The sequence below is a fragment of the Cytobacillus firmus genome, assembly GCF_023657595.1.
Classification (GTDB): Bacteria; Bacillota; Bacilli; order Bacillales; family Cytobacillaceae; genus Cytobacillus; species Cytobacillus firmus_B.
Window position 1 is genome coordinate 1,355,884 of sequence record NZ_CP098323.1, and the last position, 15,821, is coordinate 1,371,704.

A 15,821-nucleotide genomic window follows, 5' to 3' on the forward strand; every position below is an offset into this window, starting at 1 on the left:
TTTTTCAAATAAATGAATAAAAATTAACAAAGTTATATAAATATACAGATTGCTTCGAGGTGTTGATAATGGAAGGATACCTTCACTTAAATAGCGGCCATTCCTATAAGGGCCAATGGCTGACGGATCAGCCTGAAAAGGAAATAGAAGGGGAAATCGTTTTTTTTACAGGAATGACAGGCTACCAGGAAGTATTGACAGATCCTTCTTATAAGGACCAAATCATTGTATTTACGTATCCTTTAATCGGAAATTACGGAATAAATGAGTCTGATTTTGAGAGCAAGAAACCTCATGTGGCCGGGGTTATTGTATATGAAGGAAGCCGAAATCCTTCGCATTACAAATCGGCTTATTCGCTTCAGGAATACCTTCAGAAATGGAATATTCCCTTATTAGGGCATATGGACACCCGATCCATTGTAAAGAAAATCCGTTCAGAAGGCAGCATGCCGGCAAAAATGTCTTCTTCGGAAACGTCAGCTGACGGCTTGCTGCTTCCAAAGGATGAAAAAGTTTGTAAAGTATCTTCACAAGCTATGGAGTGCTTTGGAGAGGGCAACGTTCATATAGTTGTCATGGATTTTGGCGCTAAAAAATCAATTGTGGATTCTTTGCTGAAAAGAGCGTGCAAGGTTACATCTGTTCCATATAATACAAACTTTGAACAGATAAAAAAACTAAATCCAGACGGTGTGGTGCTTTCAAACGGGCCTGGAGATCCAAAAGAATTAAAAAGCATACTCCCGGAAATAAAAAAGGTGCTTGAGCTGTATCCATCATTGGGAATTTGCCTTGGCCATCAGCTGGCAGCATTAGCATTTGGAGGCAATACAAAGAAACTGTCCTTTGGCCATAGGGGTGCCAACCACCCGATTGCGGACATGAAAAAGGGCACAGTCTTTATGTCATCACAAAATCATAGCTATGTGGTTGATGAAGAAAGCTTAAAAGATACAGGGTTTAAAACCCGCTATGTAAACCTTCATGACCAGTCAATTGAGGGACTGATGCATAAGGTCCTGCCAATTCATACGGTGCAATTCCATCCGGAAGCCCATCCGGGGCCGGCGGATGGTGATTATATTTTTGATGAGTTTATGAACATGATTCAAGAGGAGAATAGGAGAGTTTTCGCTTATGCCTAAAGACACCAGCATCCAATCCATATTAGTAATTGGCTCAGGCCCGATTGTCATCGGGCAGGCAGCAGAATTTGATTATGCAGGAACACAGGCCTGCGCAGCATTAAAGGAAGAAGGATATAAGGTTATCCTTGTGAATAACAATCCGGCCACCATCATGTCTGACAAAGCTTTTGCAGACAAAGTCTATTTCGAGCCGATGACAGCTGACAGCCTTGAGAAAATTATAAAAAAAGAATGTCCCGATGGCCTGCTTGCCACACTTGGAGGCCAGACAGGGTTGAATCTTGCTTTTCAACTTAGTGAATCAGGTGTGCTTGAACGTTATGGAGTGAAGCTTTTGGGAAGCAGTATTGAATCCATAAAGAAAGGTGAAGACCGGGAAGCTTTTCGTAAGCTGATGCATGAGCTTAACGAACCTGTTCCTGAAAGCATCATTGTCCATGAAGTGGAAGAAGCCATCCAATTTGCCCGCGAAATTGGATTTCCTATTATCGTCCGTCCAGCTTATACTCTTGGCGGAACAGGCGGAGGCATAGCAGGAGATTTCGATGAACTGACGACTTTGGTGCAGGGCGGCTTAAAAGAGAGTGCGATCAGCCAATGCCTGGTTGAAAAAAGCATAGCAGGATTTAAGGAAGTAGAATACGAGGTCATGCGGGATTCCCAGAATACGTGCATCACGATTTGCAATATGGAAAATATTGATCCTGTGGGGGTTCATACCGGTGACTCAATTGTTGTCGCACCTTCACAAACCTTAACAGATGATGAGTATCAGATGCTGAGATCAGCATCAATTAAGATCATTTCAGAGCTTGGCATTATTGGCGGGTGCAACATTCAATTCGCCCTGGATCCGCATAGCAGGAATTATTACTTGATTGAAGTAAATCCGAGAGTCAGCAGGTCATCTGCCCTTGCTTCCAAAGCAACAGGCTATCCAATTGCCAGAATGGCTGCAAAACTTGCAGTCGGGTATAACTTATCAGAGATTATCAACCCTGTAACAGGAGACACATTTGCAAGCTTTGAACCAGCTCTGGATTATGTCATTGTTAAATTTCCAAAATGGCCTTTTGATAAATTTCCTTCAGCAGACCGCAAGCTCGGAACACAAATGAAAGCCACCGGAGAGGTAATGGGTATTGACCGGAATCTGGAACGGGCTCTTTTAAAAGCAATCCATTCACTTGAAGTGAAGGGAATGGATTTAATATCACCAGTCTTATCTGCTAAATCAGCAGATGAACTGGAGGAACTGCTATTAATGCAGACTGACGAAAGATTTTTTACCGTGATTGAATTGCTGCGGAGAAATCACTCATTAGAAGCATTACACTCTATCACAAAAATTGATTATTTCTATCTCCACATACTCAGTGAAATGGTGGAACTGGAAAAACACATTTCTTCCTTAACACTTGATGGTGCAACAAAAGAAGATCTGCAGCTTTTTAAGGAAAAGGGATTCAGTGATAAATTTCTTGCATTCGAATGGAATGTAACAGAGAAAGCAGTCAGGGACAAACGGAAAGAGGCTGGCATTCTTCCGGCCTATAAAATGGTTGACACATGCGCAGCTGAATTTGAAGCACAATCTAATTATTATTACTCCAGTTATTTTGGTGAAAATGAACAGGTGAAGAGTGATAAGAGGAAAGTCCTGATTATCGGAAGCGGCCCCATCAGGATTGGCCAGGGCATTGAATTTGACTATTGCTCTGTTCAGGGAGTGTTTGCACTGAAAGATGAAGGCGTTGAGACGATCATGATCAATAACAACCCTGAAACGGTAAGTACGGATTATACAACCGCTGACAGGCTTTATTTTGAACCGTTAATCCTTGAGGATATCCTGAATGTGATTGAAGCAGAAGGAGTTTCAGAAGTCATTGTGCAGCTTGGCGGGCAGACAGCTCTGAATCTGGCATCCGATCTTGAAGCTTATGGCGTTACCCTGCTAGGAACTGACTCAAATACAATTGATGCATTAGAGGACCGGAAGCTTTTTTATCAGCTATTGGATGATTTAAATATCCCGAGGATAAAAGGAGATGTTGTCCACTCAGAAGCAGAGCTAAAAGAAGCAGCTGAAAACATTGGATACCCCATTCTTGTACGCCCATCCTATGTTATAGGCGGCAGAGGAATGGAGCGTATTTCTTCATCAGCTGAGCTGGAGAGTTATTTAACGAAAGGTGATGTCCCTTATCCAATTTTAATTGATCAATTCGTGCATGCTTTAGAAGCGGAACTTGATCTGGCAGCAGACGGAAATTATATCTGTGCACCGGCAATTATGGAGCATATTGAAAAAACCGGAGTGCACTCAGGGGACAGCATGTCCGTTCTCCCGCCGCAAAATCTCTCAGAGAAAGTCCAGAATAAAATGCTGGCCTATGCAAAAGCGATTGTGCAAAAGCTCAATTATAAAGGACTTATGAATATTCAATATATCGTGAATGGTGAAGAGGTATATATTCTTGAAATTAACCCCCGTGCAAGCAGAACGGTGCCTATTATCAGCAAGGTCACAGGTGTGCAGCTGGTAGAGATTGCGACAAAAATATTGCTTGGGAAATATAATTTGTCGAAAGATGAAATTCCAGCTGATTCGATATTCCCGTTTGTATGTGTAAAATTCCCGGTCTTCTCGAATTATGCTTTAAAGGGATTGGACAGTAAAGTAGGTCCTGAAATGAAATCAACAGGTGAGGGCATTTCACTGGCGCCCAACTATGAGGAAGCTGTCAGAAAGTCTTTCCACGCTGGTTTAAACGGTGTTAAGGGCAATTGTGTGGTAATAGCAAATTCTCCAAAAACAGACGAATTAACACATTATATTAATCAGGCTAAAGCTGTGCCTGTTTTCCTGTCTCAAGACAATATGGACTGGAATGCCCAGGAAACCTTTGCTTTATATAATCCCGGAATGAGTGAAGAAGATAAAAAAATGAGAGAAAAGGGAACCAAAAACCGAATTTTGACTTTCAGTGAAAAGGAAACGCTTATTGCATTATTAAATTCAATGACGGCAGGCGAATTGGATGTTAAATCCATTGAAGATTGGCAGGGTATAAAAAATAATGAGGCAGAAAAGGAAGTGGGCGTCATATGATTTCAATTCAGGCAGCGGATAAGAGCTTAAATATTAAAGGGAAGGACTTTCTAACACTTGCAGACTTTTCAGGAGACGAAATAAAGGGGCTTTTGGAAAAAGCAAAGCAATTAAAGGAAGCTTATCTGCAGGGGGCAGAAACATCTTTCCTAAATGGGAAAATTCTTGGCATGATTTTTGAAAAGTCATCTACGCGTACAAGGGTTTCCTTTGAAGCAGGGATGCTTCAGCTTGGGGGCCATGCCTTATATCTAAACAGCCAGGACCTGCAGCTCGGAAGAGGAGAAAGCATTGCGGATACAGCTAAAGTGCTTTCCCAGTATGTTGATGCGATTATGATCCGCACGTTCTCCCATGAGAAGATCCAGGAACTTGCTTATCATGCGGACATCCCGGTTATTAACGGCCTGACAGATCTTTATCATCCATGCCAGGCTCTTGCAGATCTTCTAACAATCGAAGAGAAAAATGGGGAGTTAAAAGGCCAAAACCTGGCATATATAGGCGATGGCAATAATGTGGCCCATTCATTAATGATTGCTTCTGCCAAGATGGGGGTAAATATCACGATTGCCTGTCCTGCAGGATATGAACCGGATCAATCTGTTCTCCAGCAATCACAAGAGTTTGCCGAACAAACCGGTTCAAAGGTAATCGTCACATCGGATCCTGAAGAAGCCGCTGCTAATGCCGATGCCATCTATACGGATGTCTGGACGAGCATGGGCCAGGAAGCAGAGAATGACAAGAGGCTCAAAGACTTTGCTGAATATCAGGTTAATCAATATCTTGTCCAAAAAGCCAAAAATGATTACGTCTTTTTGCATTGTCTGCCTGCCCATCGCGGTGAGGAAGTTACAGCAGAGATCATTGATGGAAACAATTCCGCTGTGTTTCAGCAGGCTGGGAACAGACTTCATGTTCAAAAAGCCATTCTTTCAGAGATATTATAATGGAAAAGCCTTCTCATCGCAGAGAAGGCTTTTCCATTAAGATAGGAAATAAACAAGCGGCCCAACAATAAAACAATAAATCGCAAAATACTTCAGGTTCCCTTTAGCCATAATATTCATGAACCATTTCAGGGAAAAGTAAGATGCAATCAGTGAGGCAAAAAAGGCTATAGTATAGGGCAAAGCCAATTCAGATAAATTGGGATCTGTTAAAATGTCGTTGAAACCCAATATCATTCCGCCTGCACTTACGGGGATATATAAAAGGAAAGAAAACCTTAAGGCTGTTTCCTGTTTCATCCCAAGTCCCATAGCGGCGACAATGGTAGCACCTGAACGGCTGATTCCCGGTATCAGGGCAACTGCCTGTGCAAGACCTACAATGATTGCGTCCTTATAAGATAATTCAGCATCATTTTTCCGTCCTCGTAAATTCCGGATCAGCCACAGGGCAAGTCCAGTTACGATAAGAGTAATCCCTACTGTCTTAATATTGGCAAGATGATCATCAATAAAATCCTCAAACAAAATGCCAATAACACCGGCAGGGATGGTACCGATAATCAAGTAAATGATAAACCGGAAGTCTGATTCAGCCTGTTTATCCTTGGTTGTAACGTATGCAAGTCCATTTCGAATCAGTCTTATAATATCCTCTTTGTATATAAGCAGAACTGCTAATAAAGAGGCTGTATTTACAAGAAGGGCAAAGCTAAGACCTGTAATGTCCAGATCGAAAAAGTGCTGCGCAATTTCCAGGTGCCCGCTGGATGAAATGGGAATAGGCTCTGTAAATCCCTGAAACAAACCTAAAAACAAGTATTTAAGCAATGCCAGAAAATCAGTCACATTTAAATCCTCCATATTGAAATCTCACACCTCCCCATTTAACAATAAAAAGGACGGCAGAGTAAAGTAATATCCTGTTCATTGCTTTTGGGGAATGCCAATAGTTTCCCTCATGAGAGATGCAAGAGTGGAAATAATAATAAGTGATTTACGATTAAAGGAGGTATTTGGATGGGGCAAAACAGACAATTTAAGCCTGGCCAGAAAGCGCCTAATAATGGAATTTATATAGAAATTGGCGAAACGGGAAGCAACGTCAATAATCCGCAAATGCTTAAAATGAGAGCTGGAGACCAATTTCCGGAAACATCCAATCATAACCGGATTTGGACATATAAAAGAAAGCCCTGATTAATTAAATGTAAATTGGGGAAATAGGAAATGGAGCCATCCCAATAGCGGATGGCTTTTTAAATATGGAAAAAGCTGAAAACTTTACATATGAAAAGATTGACTTATAATAAAAATAAAAGGTCAAAAAAGGTCAAAAGGAGGTTGCATAATGGATATAAATCGGATGACAGAGCGGCTTCAGGAAGGGTTATTGAATGCACAGACAATAGCTATTCGCGAACAGCATCAGGAGGTGGATGAAGCCCATTTATTCCTGGCTTTACTCGAACAGGAAAACAGCCTTGTGTCATTAATCCTGTCAAAAGTGCATATTCAAGCGGATTCTTTTTCTAATAAAATGCAGGAAGCACTTAGAAAAAAACCGCAAGTATCCGGTTCAGGAACAGAACAAGGGAAGCTGTATATTACCGGTAAACTGCAGAGGCTGCTGGCAGAAGCAGAAAATTATATGAAGACTTTTCAGGACGATTTCATGTCAGTGGAGCATGTATTGCTGGCTGCTGCAGCAGCGGAAACCGAAACGGCAGCAATTATAAAATCATACGGTATTAGTAATAAGCAAGTGGAGCAGGCGATTAAAGAAGTTAGGGGGAATCAGAGAGTGACATCGCAAAATCCTGAATCAACATATGAGGCATTAAAAAAGTATGGAAGAGATCTTGTCTCAGAGGTAAAGAAGGGAAAAGTTGATCCTGTAATTGGCCGGGATAGCGAGATCAGGAATGTTATTCGCATCCTTTCAAGGAAAACCAAAAATAATCCGGTTTTAATAGGCGAACCTGGGGTTGGGAAGACCGCTATAGTCGAAGGTTTGGCACAGAGAATTGTCCGTAAAGATGTGCCTGAAGGCCTTAAGGATAAAACCATTTTTGCCCTTGATATGAGCGCTTTAATTGCGGGAGCCAAATTCCGGGGTGAATTTGAGGAAAGACTGAAAGCAGTTTTAAATGAAGTTAAGAAAAGCGAAGGCAGAATTCTTCTCTTTATTGACGAATTACACACCATTGTAGGTGCGGGCAAAACAGAAGGAGCCATGGATGCAGGGAATATGCTGAAACCTATGCTTGCAAGGGGAGAATTGCACTGTATAGGAGCTACCACAATTGAGGAGCACCGCAAATATATCGAAAAAGATCCTGCGCTGGAACGGCGTTTTCAGCAGGTATTGGTGCAGGAGCCGGATGTAGAGGATACAATCTCTATTCTAAGAGGGCTGAAGGAGCGCTTTGAAATACATCATGGAGTCAACATCCACGATCGTGCTTTAGTGGCTGCCGCAACCTTATCAGACAGGTATATTACAGACCGTTTCCTCCCTGATAAGGCGATTGACTTGGTTGACGAAGCCTGTGCAATGATCAGGACGGAAATTGATTCAATGCCATCTGAGCTGGATGAAGTCACAAGAAGGGTCATGCAGCTGGAAATAGAAGAAGCGGCACTAAGAAAAGAAAGTGATGAAGCAAGCAAACAGAGACTCGGAGACCTGCAAAAAGAACTGGCTGAACTAAAGGATCAGGCAAATAGCATGAAAGCTAAATGGCAGCTTGAAAAAGAAGGAATCCAAAAAGTCCAGGAAAAGCGGGAGCAGCTTGAGATAATGCGCCGTGAACTTGAGGAGGCCGAAAATAATTATGACTTGAATAAAGCAGCAGAGCTTCGCCATGGAAGGATCCCGGCTTTGGAAAAGGAATTGAAAGAGCTTGAAAAAGCAGTTAATGAGAATCAAGGGGACCGGCTGCTGAGAGAGGAAGTCACAGAAGAAGAGATTGCTGGCATTGTGGCAAGGTGGACAGGTATTCCCGTGGTTAAACTTGTTGAAGGTGAACGTGAAAAGCTTCTTCGCCTTGAAAATATCCTTCACGAAAGAGTGATTGGACAGGATGAAGCGGTGCAGCTTGTGTCAGATGCTGTCCTAAGAGCCAGGGCAGGCATTAAAGATCCGAACCGCCCCATTGGCTCTTTCATCTTCCTTGGTCCAACCGGAGTGGGAAAAACAGAATTAGCTAAGGCACTTGCACAATCACTGTTCGATAGTGAGGAACAAATAATCAGAATTGATATGTCCGAATATATGGAAAAACATGCTGTATCAAGATTGATTGGTGCTCCTCCGGGGTATGTAGGTTATGAGGAAGGCGGTCAGCTGACAGAAGCTGTCAGAAGGAAGCTATACTCAGTAATCCTGCTTGATGAAATTGAGAAGGCCCATCCAGAAGTATTTAATATCCTCCTGCAGATGCTTGATGATGGAAGGATCACTGACTCACAGGGCCGCACGGTTGATTTTAAAAATACGGTTATCATTATGACTTCCAATATCGGCTCCCACTTTCTTCTGGAACGCTCTGCCAATGAGGCAGACATAACTGAAGAGACCAGAGACAATGTACTTGGACAGCTGAGGAGCCATTTTCGACCGGAGTTTTTAAACAGAGTGGACGAAATTATCTTGTTTAAGCCTTTAGCTCTCAATGAAATAAAGGGTATTGTATTAAAATTAATTACTCAGCTTCAAGCAAGATTATCAGATCAGCATATTAAGTTAAGTATAAATGATGATGCGAGAGAATATATTGCAGAAAACGGATTTGATCCTGTATACGGCGCCAGGCCGCTCAAACGGTTTATCCAAAGGAACGTAGAAACAGCACTCGCCCGCAAAATAATCGCAGGAGAAATTAAAGATCAAAGTGAAGTTATTATATCAGCAGAAAACGGCAGAATTGAACTGCTGGTAAAATAAAGCCACAAATGAAAAGAATCATCCTGAATTAACAGGATGACTCTTTTCATTTCCTGCAGAAGCTGCAGATTAATGAATTCCTTCTTTCTCAACAGGACCTTCAGGAATGATGGAAGCGACAACAAAAATTAAAACAGTTGTCCCAACCGCCAGAATGGTGCCGGTTACAAAATCGTATGGCGCTCCAAGCATTGAGGAAACTACGTACGTTAACATTTGAACAAGAAGGAAAGTCCAGAAGAATGTCCAAAAGAATCTCATCTATTTCACCTCTAACATAATTAATCCCTTTTCATATTAGCATAAGCCATTAAAGAAATAAATTTATTTTTTCTCTTTTCAGCCCATTGATGAACTTGTCTAAAACTAGGCTAATCTCCCTTTCATTTTAAGTTTATTTACATACATTATATTATGAACAAACTTGCAAAGGAGTTTTACTATGGAAAGCCGGAACTTCCAGCTGGATACAGAATGGTGCATGATTCATTACCCAGATAAACCAAGTGGTTTCGGTATTCTGATAATTGGGGATGATCGGCACTTTGTTGATAGAAACTGCAGTTTTTGGACTCAGAATGAAGGGAAATATTCATTAATTAAGAAACTAAGACAAGATGGCTATACGATCTTTTATTCAAATTTATACGGAAGGCACTGGGGAAGCGATCGGGCTGTTGAGAAGGCTAAGTACTTGTATGAACATATCACGCGTACAGAAATTATAAACGAAAAGATCCATATTATTGCTGAGGGCATGGGAGCATTGGTTGCCCTTAGGCTGCTGCATGAAATGAGTGATTTAATTCGTTCAGCCGTATTAATAAATCCTATTCTTTCACTAAAGCATCATCTCGACCAGGAAAAAGAGCATAAGTTCTTTTATAAGAAACTATTAAAAGAACTGGCAGCTTCCTATGAAATAGAAAAGGATAACATAGCAGAACAGCTGAGCAAACATGAAAAAAACCTCACATCCGGCCTTAAAGTCCCCGTCAGAATCATTCAGGTTCTGGCCGGCGGAAGAGCTTACAAGCAATCGGATTATTTAAAGAAACGATCCATACAATGGGAAAATGAAAATAGCCCTATCTCAGTGTTTTATATCCTCCCAGATAAAAAACAGCGAATTTCTTCTCAAATGACAAACTTCTTTAGAAAATATGAAAAAGTCCTGTAAATCTGCTTAAATTCCGCAGAAATAAAGACAATCCTTTGAGCATAGTATACATTAATATGCTTTCAAGGAGGGGTGAAGATGGACAGGGCAGTCATTTTAGGGACATTTGAATTTATAGGTTTCAGCCTGTGCAAGCATCTTCTGGAACAGGGCTGCGAGATAGATGGAATTCATTTCGACAAAGAAAAAGATGACGCTTTAATTCACGAAAAACGTCTGACAATCGGACGGAATGCCAATTTCAATGAAAAAAAATATTTTGAATGGATTAAATCGGGAAAAATACTAAAAAATGACATGATTTTTATAGATATATACGACTTGTATATTAGGAATAAGCTTGCAGCTTTAAGGGAGAAGGAGCTTATTGAAGGATTTCTTATGAAAAACCTGTCTATATTCCAGAGCCTCCAGGTTAAAATTGCATTTTTGCTCCCCATTCAGTGGCTTAAAGACATCAGCAGAACACACAGCCGGCTGGAAGATGCTATTAAAATTCTTAAAGAAAACAATATTTCAGTTTCATCCTTTTATCTGCCTGTTATTTATGGTCCCTGGCAGCCTAAGGAATTCAGTTTTCATCAATCTATTGCGAAAGAAAGAGTAATGATAAGTGAAAGAGAATGGATACATGATGCTATCTATATTGATGATTTCATCAATTTCTTATCAAGTTGTGCAGATAGTCCTTTCGATAAGTCCTATCTTTTAAAAAGCAGTATCACCGGGCACTGGCGAAAATGCGCTGACTATCTTTCCTTTGACTATAATGAAAATTGGAGATGTCCCGATTTGGCAATAGGGAAAGTAACTGAAAGAACGATTCAGTGTTCAGTAAAATTCTCCGATGGTCTCGAAAAACAAAGAAGACATTTTATTTCATTAGGAAACCCGGATGACTGGTAAATTGGAAAAAAATCTTTCCATTTGAGATAAAGAAAAGGTAGAATTGAATTAGACTGGTAAATTAAGCCGGCAGCAGGAAGCGAAAGACAGAGAGGCGGAGAAAAAGAAGATGCATAAGACATTAAAGAAATTAGGGATCCTTCTTTTGTGCCTTCTTTTATTGGCCTCCTGCAGACAGCCGATGTCTGCAGGAAAACTTGAGAAAGCTGGATTATTAGTGCCCGATACTGTCAATGACCAAGTATGGGGGACCAAAGGCTATAAAGGCATGCTAAAGATTCAATCCCATTATGATATTGAGGTTTATTATAAAGAAGGAATGAATTCAGAGATGGTTGTTGAAAGAGCAGTTAAAGAGTTTGACCAAAAAGGTGTAAACCTGATCTTTGGACATGGCAATGAATACGCTGCATACTTTAATAACATCTCAAAAAAATATCCTGACATTCACTTTGTCAGCTTTAATGGTGACGCCCAAAATGAAAACACCACCAGTTTGAACTTTGAAGCATATGCCATGGGTTTCTTCGGAGGCATGGTTGCAGGACATATGACGAAAACGAATAATGTAGGAATACTGGCGGCTTTTGAATGGCAGCCGGAAGTAGAAGGTTTTTATGAAGGTGCAAACTATATCAATGATAATGTAAACGTGCAGATCCAATATGTCGGCAACTGGGACAATGATAACAAAGCCATCGCTCTTTTGGACAAACTTATTGCCAATAAGACAGATGTTGTATATCCGGCCGGAGATGGGTATAATGTTCCTGTTATCGAAAAGCTGAAAGAAGAAGGGCTCTACGCCATCGGATATATTTCCGATCAGTCTGATTTGGGTGAATCAGTCGTCCTGACCAGTACAATTCAGCATGTAGATGTTTTATATGAACTAGTGGCAGAAAAATATAACGAAGGCGAGCTTGAATCAGGAAATCTATCCTTCGATTTCGAGGATGAAGTGATTTCACTTGGGAAATTCAGCCCTGACGTTGACGAAGAATTCAAAAAAGAACTAAACGCTGTCATTGAGAATTACAAAAAAACAGGCAAATTGCCTGAATAGTAATTACCATACATAGGAGGTACTGCAAGATGAACGAAAAAAACATGGAATTCATGCAAATCGCAATGAAATACTTGCCAGAAGCCAAACAGCAGCTTGACGAAGCTGGCATCGAACTATCTATGGAAATGATCCAGCCATTCATGAACCTATTCACCAAAGTCATGAACGAAGCCTATGAAATGGGCAAAACGGATGCTTTGAATGAGAGTGAATAATTTGGGAAACCAGCCTTTTGGGCTGGTTTTTGTTGTTTTGGGGGAAACTCTGCCTCTACTTCTTCCAAAACATCTCCAGCAAAGGACCCGCTTTTTTCAGCAACGGCTTTAAATGATGAGCTGAAGACATCAGCGTATCAATGTTGCCCATGAGTTCCTCTACGTTTATGTTGTTCAGGATATTGTTTTCATTTTCTTTGCCGGAACTCTCTCTTTCAGTAGTTTCTCTCCTTTTTCCCCCTAAGAGCCAGTCGTCAGCTTCATGAGCATTTCTGCTTCTGCCTCCGAAAAGCCATTCGTCTTTCCCCTGATATTCTTCAGCACTGCTGTCAAAATCAATTTTCCCTTCAGCTGGCTTATGGTTTCTGACTCTATCTCCAAATAAAAAATGGGTTAAAGGGTCTTCTGTATTTCCCCTGTCTTTTTCATCCTTGTTAAGCATATGCCAGTTCCCTCCTTCCAGATGCCTATATTATCAGCATATGAAGAAAAGTTGACCGGGTATAGACATTTGTGGAGTAAAAGTACGGGAAGGTAAAAAGTGTTGCGTTATTGTATAAACTTTTGATAAAATTAGTACCAAGTCATAATAATTGATAATAATATTTAAATAGAGAATACTTATGGGTTTGTAAATATGAAAGGGAGTGGGGCTCCATGAATGCTGGAATTATAGGAATCGGAAGATATCTTCCTGAAAAAGTGGTAACAAATGCTGATTTGGAGAAAATAGTTGATACTTCTGACGAATGGATCCGGACCAGAACTGGAATTGAAGAGAGAAGAATTGCGGATGACAGCATAGATACATCAGATATGGCCTATGAGTCGGCATTAAAGGCATTGGATAATGCAGGCATTGAAGCAGAGGAGTTAGATCTGATTTTAGTTGCAACGGTTACACCGGATAACCCCTTTCCATCTGTTGCCTGCATGCTCCAGGAGAGGCTAAAAGCTAGCAAGGCGGCGGCAATGGATGTTAGTGCTGCATGTGCAGGATTCATGTATGGTATCATAACGGCAAAACAATTTATTGAAACTGGGACATATAAAAATGTTTTAGTAGTAGGTGTAGAAAAGCTTTCAAAAATTACAGACTGGAATGACCGTAATACTGCCGTTTTATTTGGAGACGGAGCAGGTGCAGCTGTAATTGGGCAAGTCTCGGATGGCCGGGGAATATTATCATTTGAATTAGGAGCAGATGGAACGGGCGCAAAACATCTATACCAGGATGAATATATCATCATGAACGGGCGTGAAGTGTTCAAATTTGCAGTCCGTCAAATGGGTGAAAGCTGCATCAACGTACTTGAGAAAGCTGGATTATCCAAAGAAGACGTGGATTTTTTAATCCCTCACCAGGCTAATATCCGCATCATGGAAGCTTCCCGTCAAAGATTGGAACTTCCTGCTGAAAAGATGTCCAAAACAGTGGATAAATACGGAAATACTTCTGCTGCATCTATTCCGATTGCATTGGTGGAAGAGCTGGAAGCTGGAAAAATTAAAGATGATGATTTGCTTGTGATGGTCGGCTTCGGGGGAGGACTAACCTGGGGAGCCATGGCGATAAGATGGGGAAGATAAGAACCTCATTTAAATAGGCTGTTTTCGCAAGGTTTGCTGCATTTTATATAGTATTTACTGAGTTGATTGGAGCGGAAGGTGCGAGATCCTCGAAAATGCATTCGCATTTCTTCGTGCGCTGTTTACTCAAGGGAGCTTATTCAATGTCCTGCGGGAGTAGTGGGACAGGTGAGACCCCGCAGTTCGCTGAGCATCCTGGAGCGGAAATCAACGGGCAACATTGATAGACAAAAATAACAGTATATACGCGAAAAGAGCTTTTAAATATGATGATAATATAAAAGGAGCTGCAATCTTATGAATAAAAGAAGGGTTGTTGTTACAGGCATTGGAGCTGTAACACCGCTTGGAAATAATACAGAAACGACATGGAATAATATTAAGTCAGGTGTTTCAGGGGTTGGACCGCTGACTAGATTAAATGCAGATGAGTACCCGGCTAAAGTAGCTGCTGAGGTAAAGGATTTCAATCCGGAAGATTTTTTTGATAAAAAAGATGCCCGAAAAATGGACCGCTTCACACATTACGCTGTTGCTTCATCCATGATGGCTGTTAGAGATGCAAACCTTCAGATTACAGATGAAAATGCTCATCGCATCGGTGTTTGGATTGGTTCAGGCATCGGCGGAATGGAAACATTTGAAAATCAATATGAAATATTTATGAAACGTGGATACAGAAGAGTCAGCCCATTCTTCGTGCCAATGATGATTCCGGACATGGCAACTGGCCAAGTCTCGATCTATCTGGGGGCAAAAGGGTTTAACTCATGTACAGTGACTGCATGTGCCACTGGTACAAACTCAATCGGAGATGCCTTCAAGGTTATTCAGCGCGGCGATGCCGATGCGATGATTTCAGGCGGGGCAGAAGCACCAATCACAAAAATGTCTGTAGCCGGATTTTGTGCAAACACCGCTCTTTCAACCAATCCGGATCCAAAAACGGCCAGCCGTCCATTTGATCAAAATCGTGACGGGTTTGTTATTGGAGAGGGTGCTGGAATTGTAGTACTTGAAGAACTTGAGCATGCACTTGCCCGCGGCGCAAAAATTTATGCAGAAATAGTGGGCTATGGTGCTACAGGGGATGCCTATCATATCACTGCACCTGCTCCAGGAGGAGAAGGCGGAGCAAGAGCCATGAAAATGGCAATCGAAGATGGCGGCTTAAAGCCCTATGATATCGATTATATTAATGCTCATGGCACAAGTACCGATTATAATGACAAGTTTGAAACGTTGGCAATCAAAGAGGTGTTCGGAGAGCATGCCTATAAATTGGCAGTAAGCTCGACTAAATCAATGACAGGTCATCTTCTGGGAGCTGCAGGCGGAATTGAAGCCATTTTCACAGTTCTGGCAATGAAGGAAGGAATCCTGCCGCCAACCATTAATCTAGAAAGTCCGGATCCTGAATGTGATTTGGATTATGTTCCAAATAAGGCCAGGGAAAAAGAAATAACAGCTGCAATGAGCAATTCACTGGGCTTTGGCGGCCACAATGCAACCATTGTTTTTAAAAGATATGAATAAGAAATAACCAAAGCTGATTTAAGGGAAGTCAAACCTCCTTTGAATCAGCTTTTTTGATTAACCAAATCCTTATACCTACATATTATCGAGTATAAGGAGGTGCAGAAATGGGATAGTTAGAACAGATTTATGGCTAGAGGAAGGTTTTAAAGAACCC

14 protein-coding genes are annotated in these 15,821 nt (G+C 41.2%); 11 read left to right on the plus strand and 3 right to left on the minus strand.

Translation table 11 applies throughout. The annotated features are described in order from the left end of the window. The first annotated feature begins 68 nt into the window (after positions 1-68). Genes NAF01_RS07120 through argF form a run of 3 tightly spaced genes read left to right on the plus strand, consistent with a single transcriptional unit; the run spans position 69 to position 5,219 of the window. On the plus strand, positions 69-1,148 hold the full coding sequence (locus NAF01_RS07120; RefSeq protein WP_197214636.1) for a carbamoyl phosphate synthase small subunit: 1,080 nt from the start codon (positions 69-71) through the stop codon (positions 1,146-1,148). Next, positions 1,141-4,266, plus strand: a complete 3,126-nt coding sequence (locus tag NAF01_RS07125) for a carbamoyl-phosphate synthase (glutamine-hydrolyzing) large subunit (protein WP_250802018.1) — start codon at positions 1,141-1,143, stop codon at positions 4,264-4,266. Before NAF01_RS07120 ends, NAF01_RS07125 begins: the two co-directional genes overlap by 8 nt. Further along, positions 4,263-5,219: an ornithine carbamoyltransferase gene (gene argF, locus NAF01_RS07130; protein ID WP_250802019.1), complete on the plus strand. Its 957-nt coding sequence runs from the start codon at positions 4,263-4,265 to the stop codon at positions 5,217-5,219. The genes NAF01_RS07125 and argF overlap by 4 nt, the downstream gene beginning before the upstream one ends. Before the next feature lie 36 nt (positions 5,220-5,255). On the opposite strand, the gene NAF01_RS07135 is transcribed toward argF, so the two are convergent. After that, a complete protein-coding gene (locus tag NAF01_RS07135) occupies positions 5,256-6,068 on the minus strand; it encodes an undecaprenyl-diphosphate phosphatase (protein WP_404323683.1) in 813 nt (270 codons plus the stop codon). 171 nt (positions 6,069-6,239) lie between these two features. Between NAF01_RS07135 and NAF01_RS07140 the strand changes: the two genes are divergently transcribed. Both NAF01_RS07140 and clpB read left to right on the plus strand, forming a co-directional pair. Then, positions 6,240-6,419, plus strand: a complete 180-nt coding sequence (locus NAF01_RS07140; protein ID WP_048010977.1) for a YjzC family protein — start codon at positions 6,240-6,242, stop codon at positions 6,417-6,419. A gap of 151 nt (positions 6,420-6,570) precedes the next feature. Next, entirely contained in the window at positions 6,571-9,168 is a 2,598-nt protein-coding gene (gene clpB, locus NAF01_RS07145; protein WP_250802020.1) for an ATP-dependent chaperone ClpB, read from the plus strand. Between the two features lie 69 nt (positions 9,169-9,237). Here the strand turns inward: clpB and NAF01_RS07150 are convergent, their stop codons facing one another. After that, a complete protein-coding gene (locus NAF01_RS07150; protein WP_048010975.1) occupies positions 9,238-9,429 on the minus strand; it encodes a DUF2929 family protein in 192 nt (63 codons plus the stop codon). Between the two features lie 181 nt (positions 9,430-9,610). Here NAF01_RS07150 and NAF01_RS07155 point away from each other — a divergent pair, with 181 nt between their 5' ends. From NAF01_RS07155 to NAF01_RS07170, 4 genes are all read left to right on the plus strand, one after another. Further along, positions 9,611-10,348: an alpha/beta hydrolase gene (locus tag NAF01_RS07155; RefSeq protein ID WP_048010974.1), complete on the plus strand. Its 738-nt coding sequence runs from the start codon at positions 9,611-9,613 to the stop codon at positions 10,346-10,348. 78 nt (positions 10,349-10,426) lie between these two features. Continuing rightward, on the plus strand, positions 10,427-11,254 hold the full coding sequence (locus tag NAF01_RS07160) for a hypothetical protein (RefSeq protein WP_250802021.1): 828 nt from the start codon (positions 10,427-10,429) through the stop codon (positions 11,252-11,254). Positions 11,255-11,363: 109 nt separating this feature from the next. Beyond that, positions 11,364-12,320: a BMP family ABC transporter substrate-binding protein gene (locus NAF01_RS07165; RefSeq protein ID WP_048010972.1), complete on the plus strand. Its 957-nt coding sequence runs from the start codon at positions 11,364-11,366 to the stop codon at positions 12,318-12,320. A 29-nt stretch (positions 12,321-12,349) separates the two neighbouring features. Continuing rightward, on the plus strand, positions 12,350-12,538 hold the full coding sequence (locus NAF01_RS07170; RefSeq protein WP_197245493.1) for a ComZ family protein: 189 nt from the start codon (positions 12,350-12,352) through the stop codon (positions 12,536-12,538). A 55-nt stretch (positions 12,539-12,593) separates the two neighbouring features. On the opposite strand, the gene NAF01_RS07175 is transcribed toward NAF01_RS07170, so the two are convergent. Beyond that, complete coding sequence (locus NAF01_RS07175; RefSeq protein WP_250802022.1) at positions 12,594-12,980, minus strand: hypothetical protein; 387 nt, start codon at positions 12,978-12,980, stop codon at positions 12,594-12,596. Positions 12,981-13,195: 215 nt separating this feature from the next. On the opposite strand from NAF01_RS07175, the gene NAF01_RS07180 reads away from it, so the two are divergent. After that, positions 13,196-14,128: a beta-ketoacyl-ACP synthase III gene (locus tag NAF01_RS07180; protein WP_250802023.1), complete on the plus strand. Its 933-nt coding sequence runs from the start codon at positions 13,196-13,198 to the stop codon at positions 14,126-14,128. Between the two features lie 297 nt (positions 14,129-14,425). Further along, entirely contained in the window at positions 14,426-15,664 is a 1,239-nt protein-coding gene (gene fabF, locus NAF01_RS07185) for a beta-ketoacyl-ACP synthase II (protein WP_250802024.1), read from the plus strand. Positions 15,665-15,821: the final 157 nt, after the last annotated feature.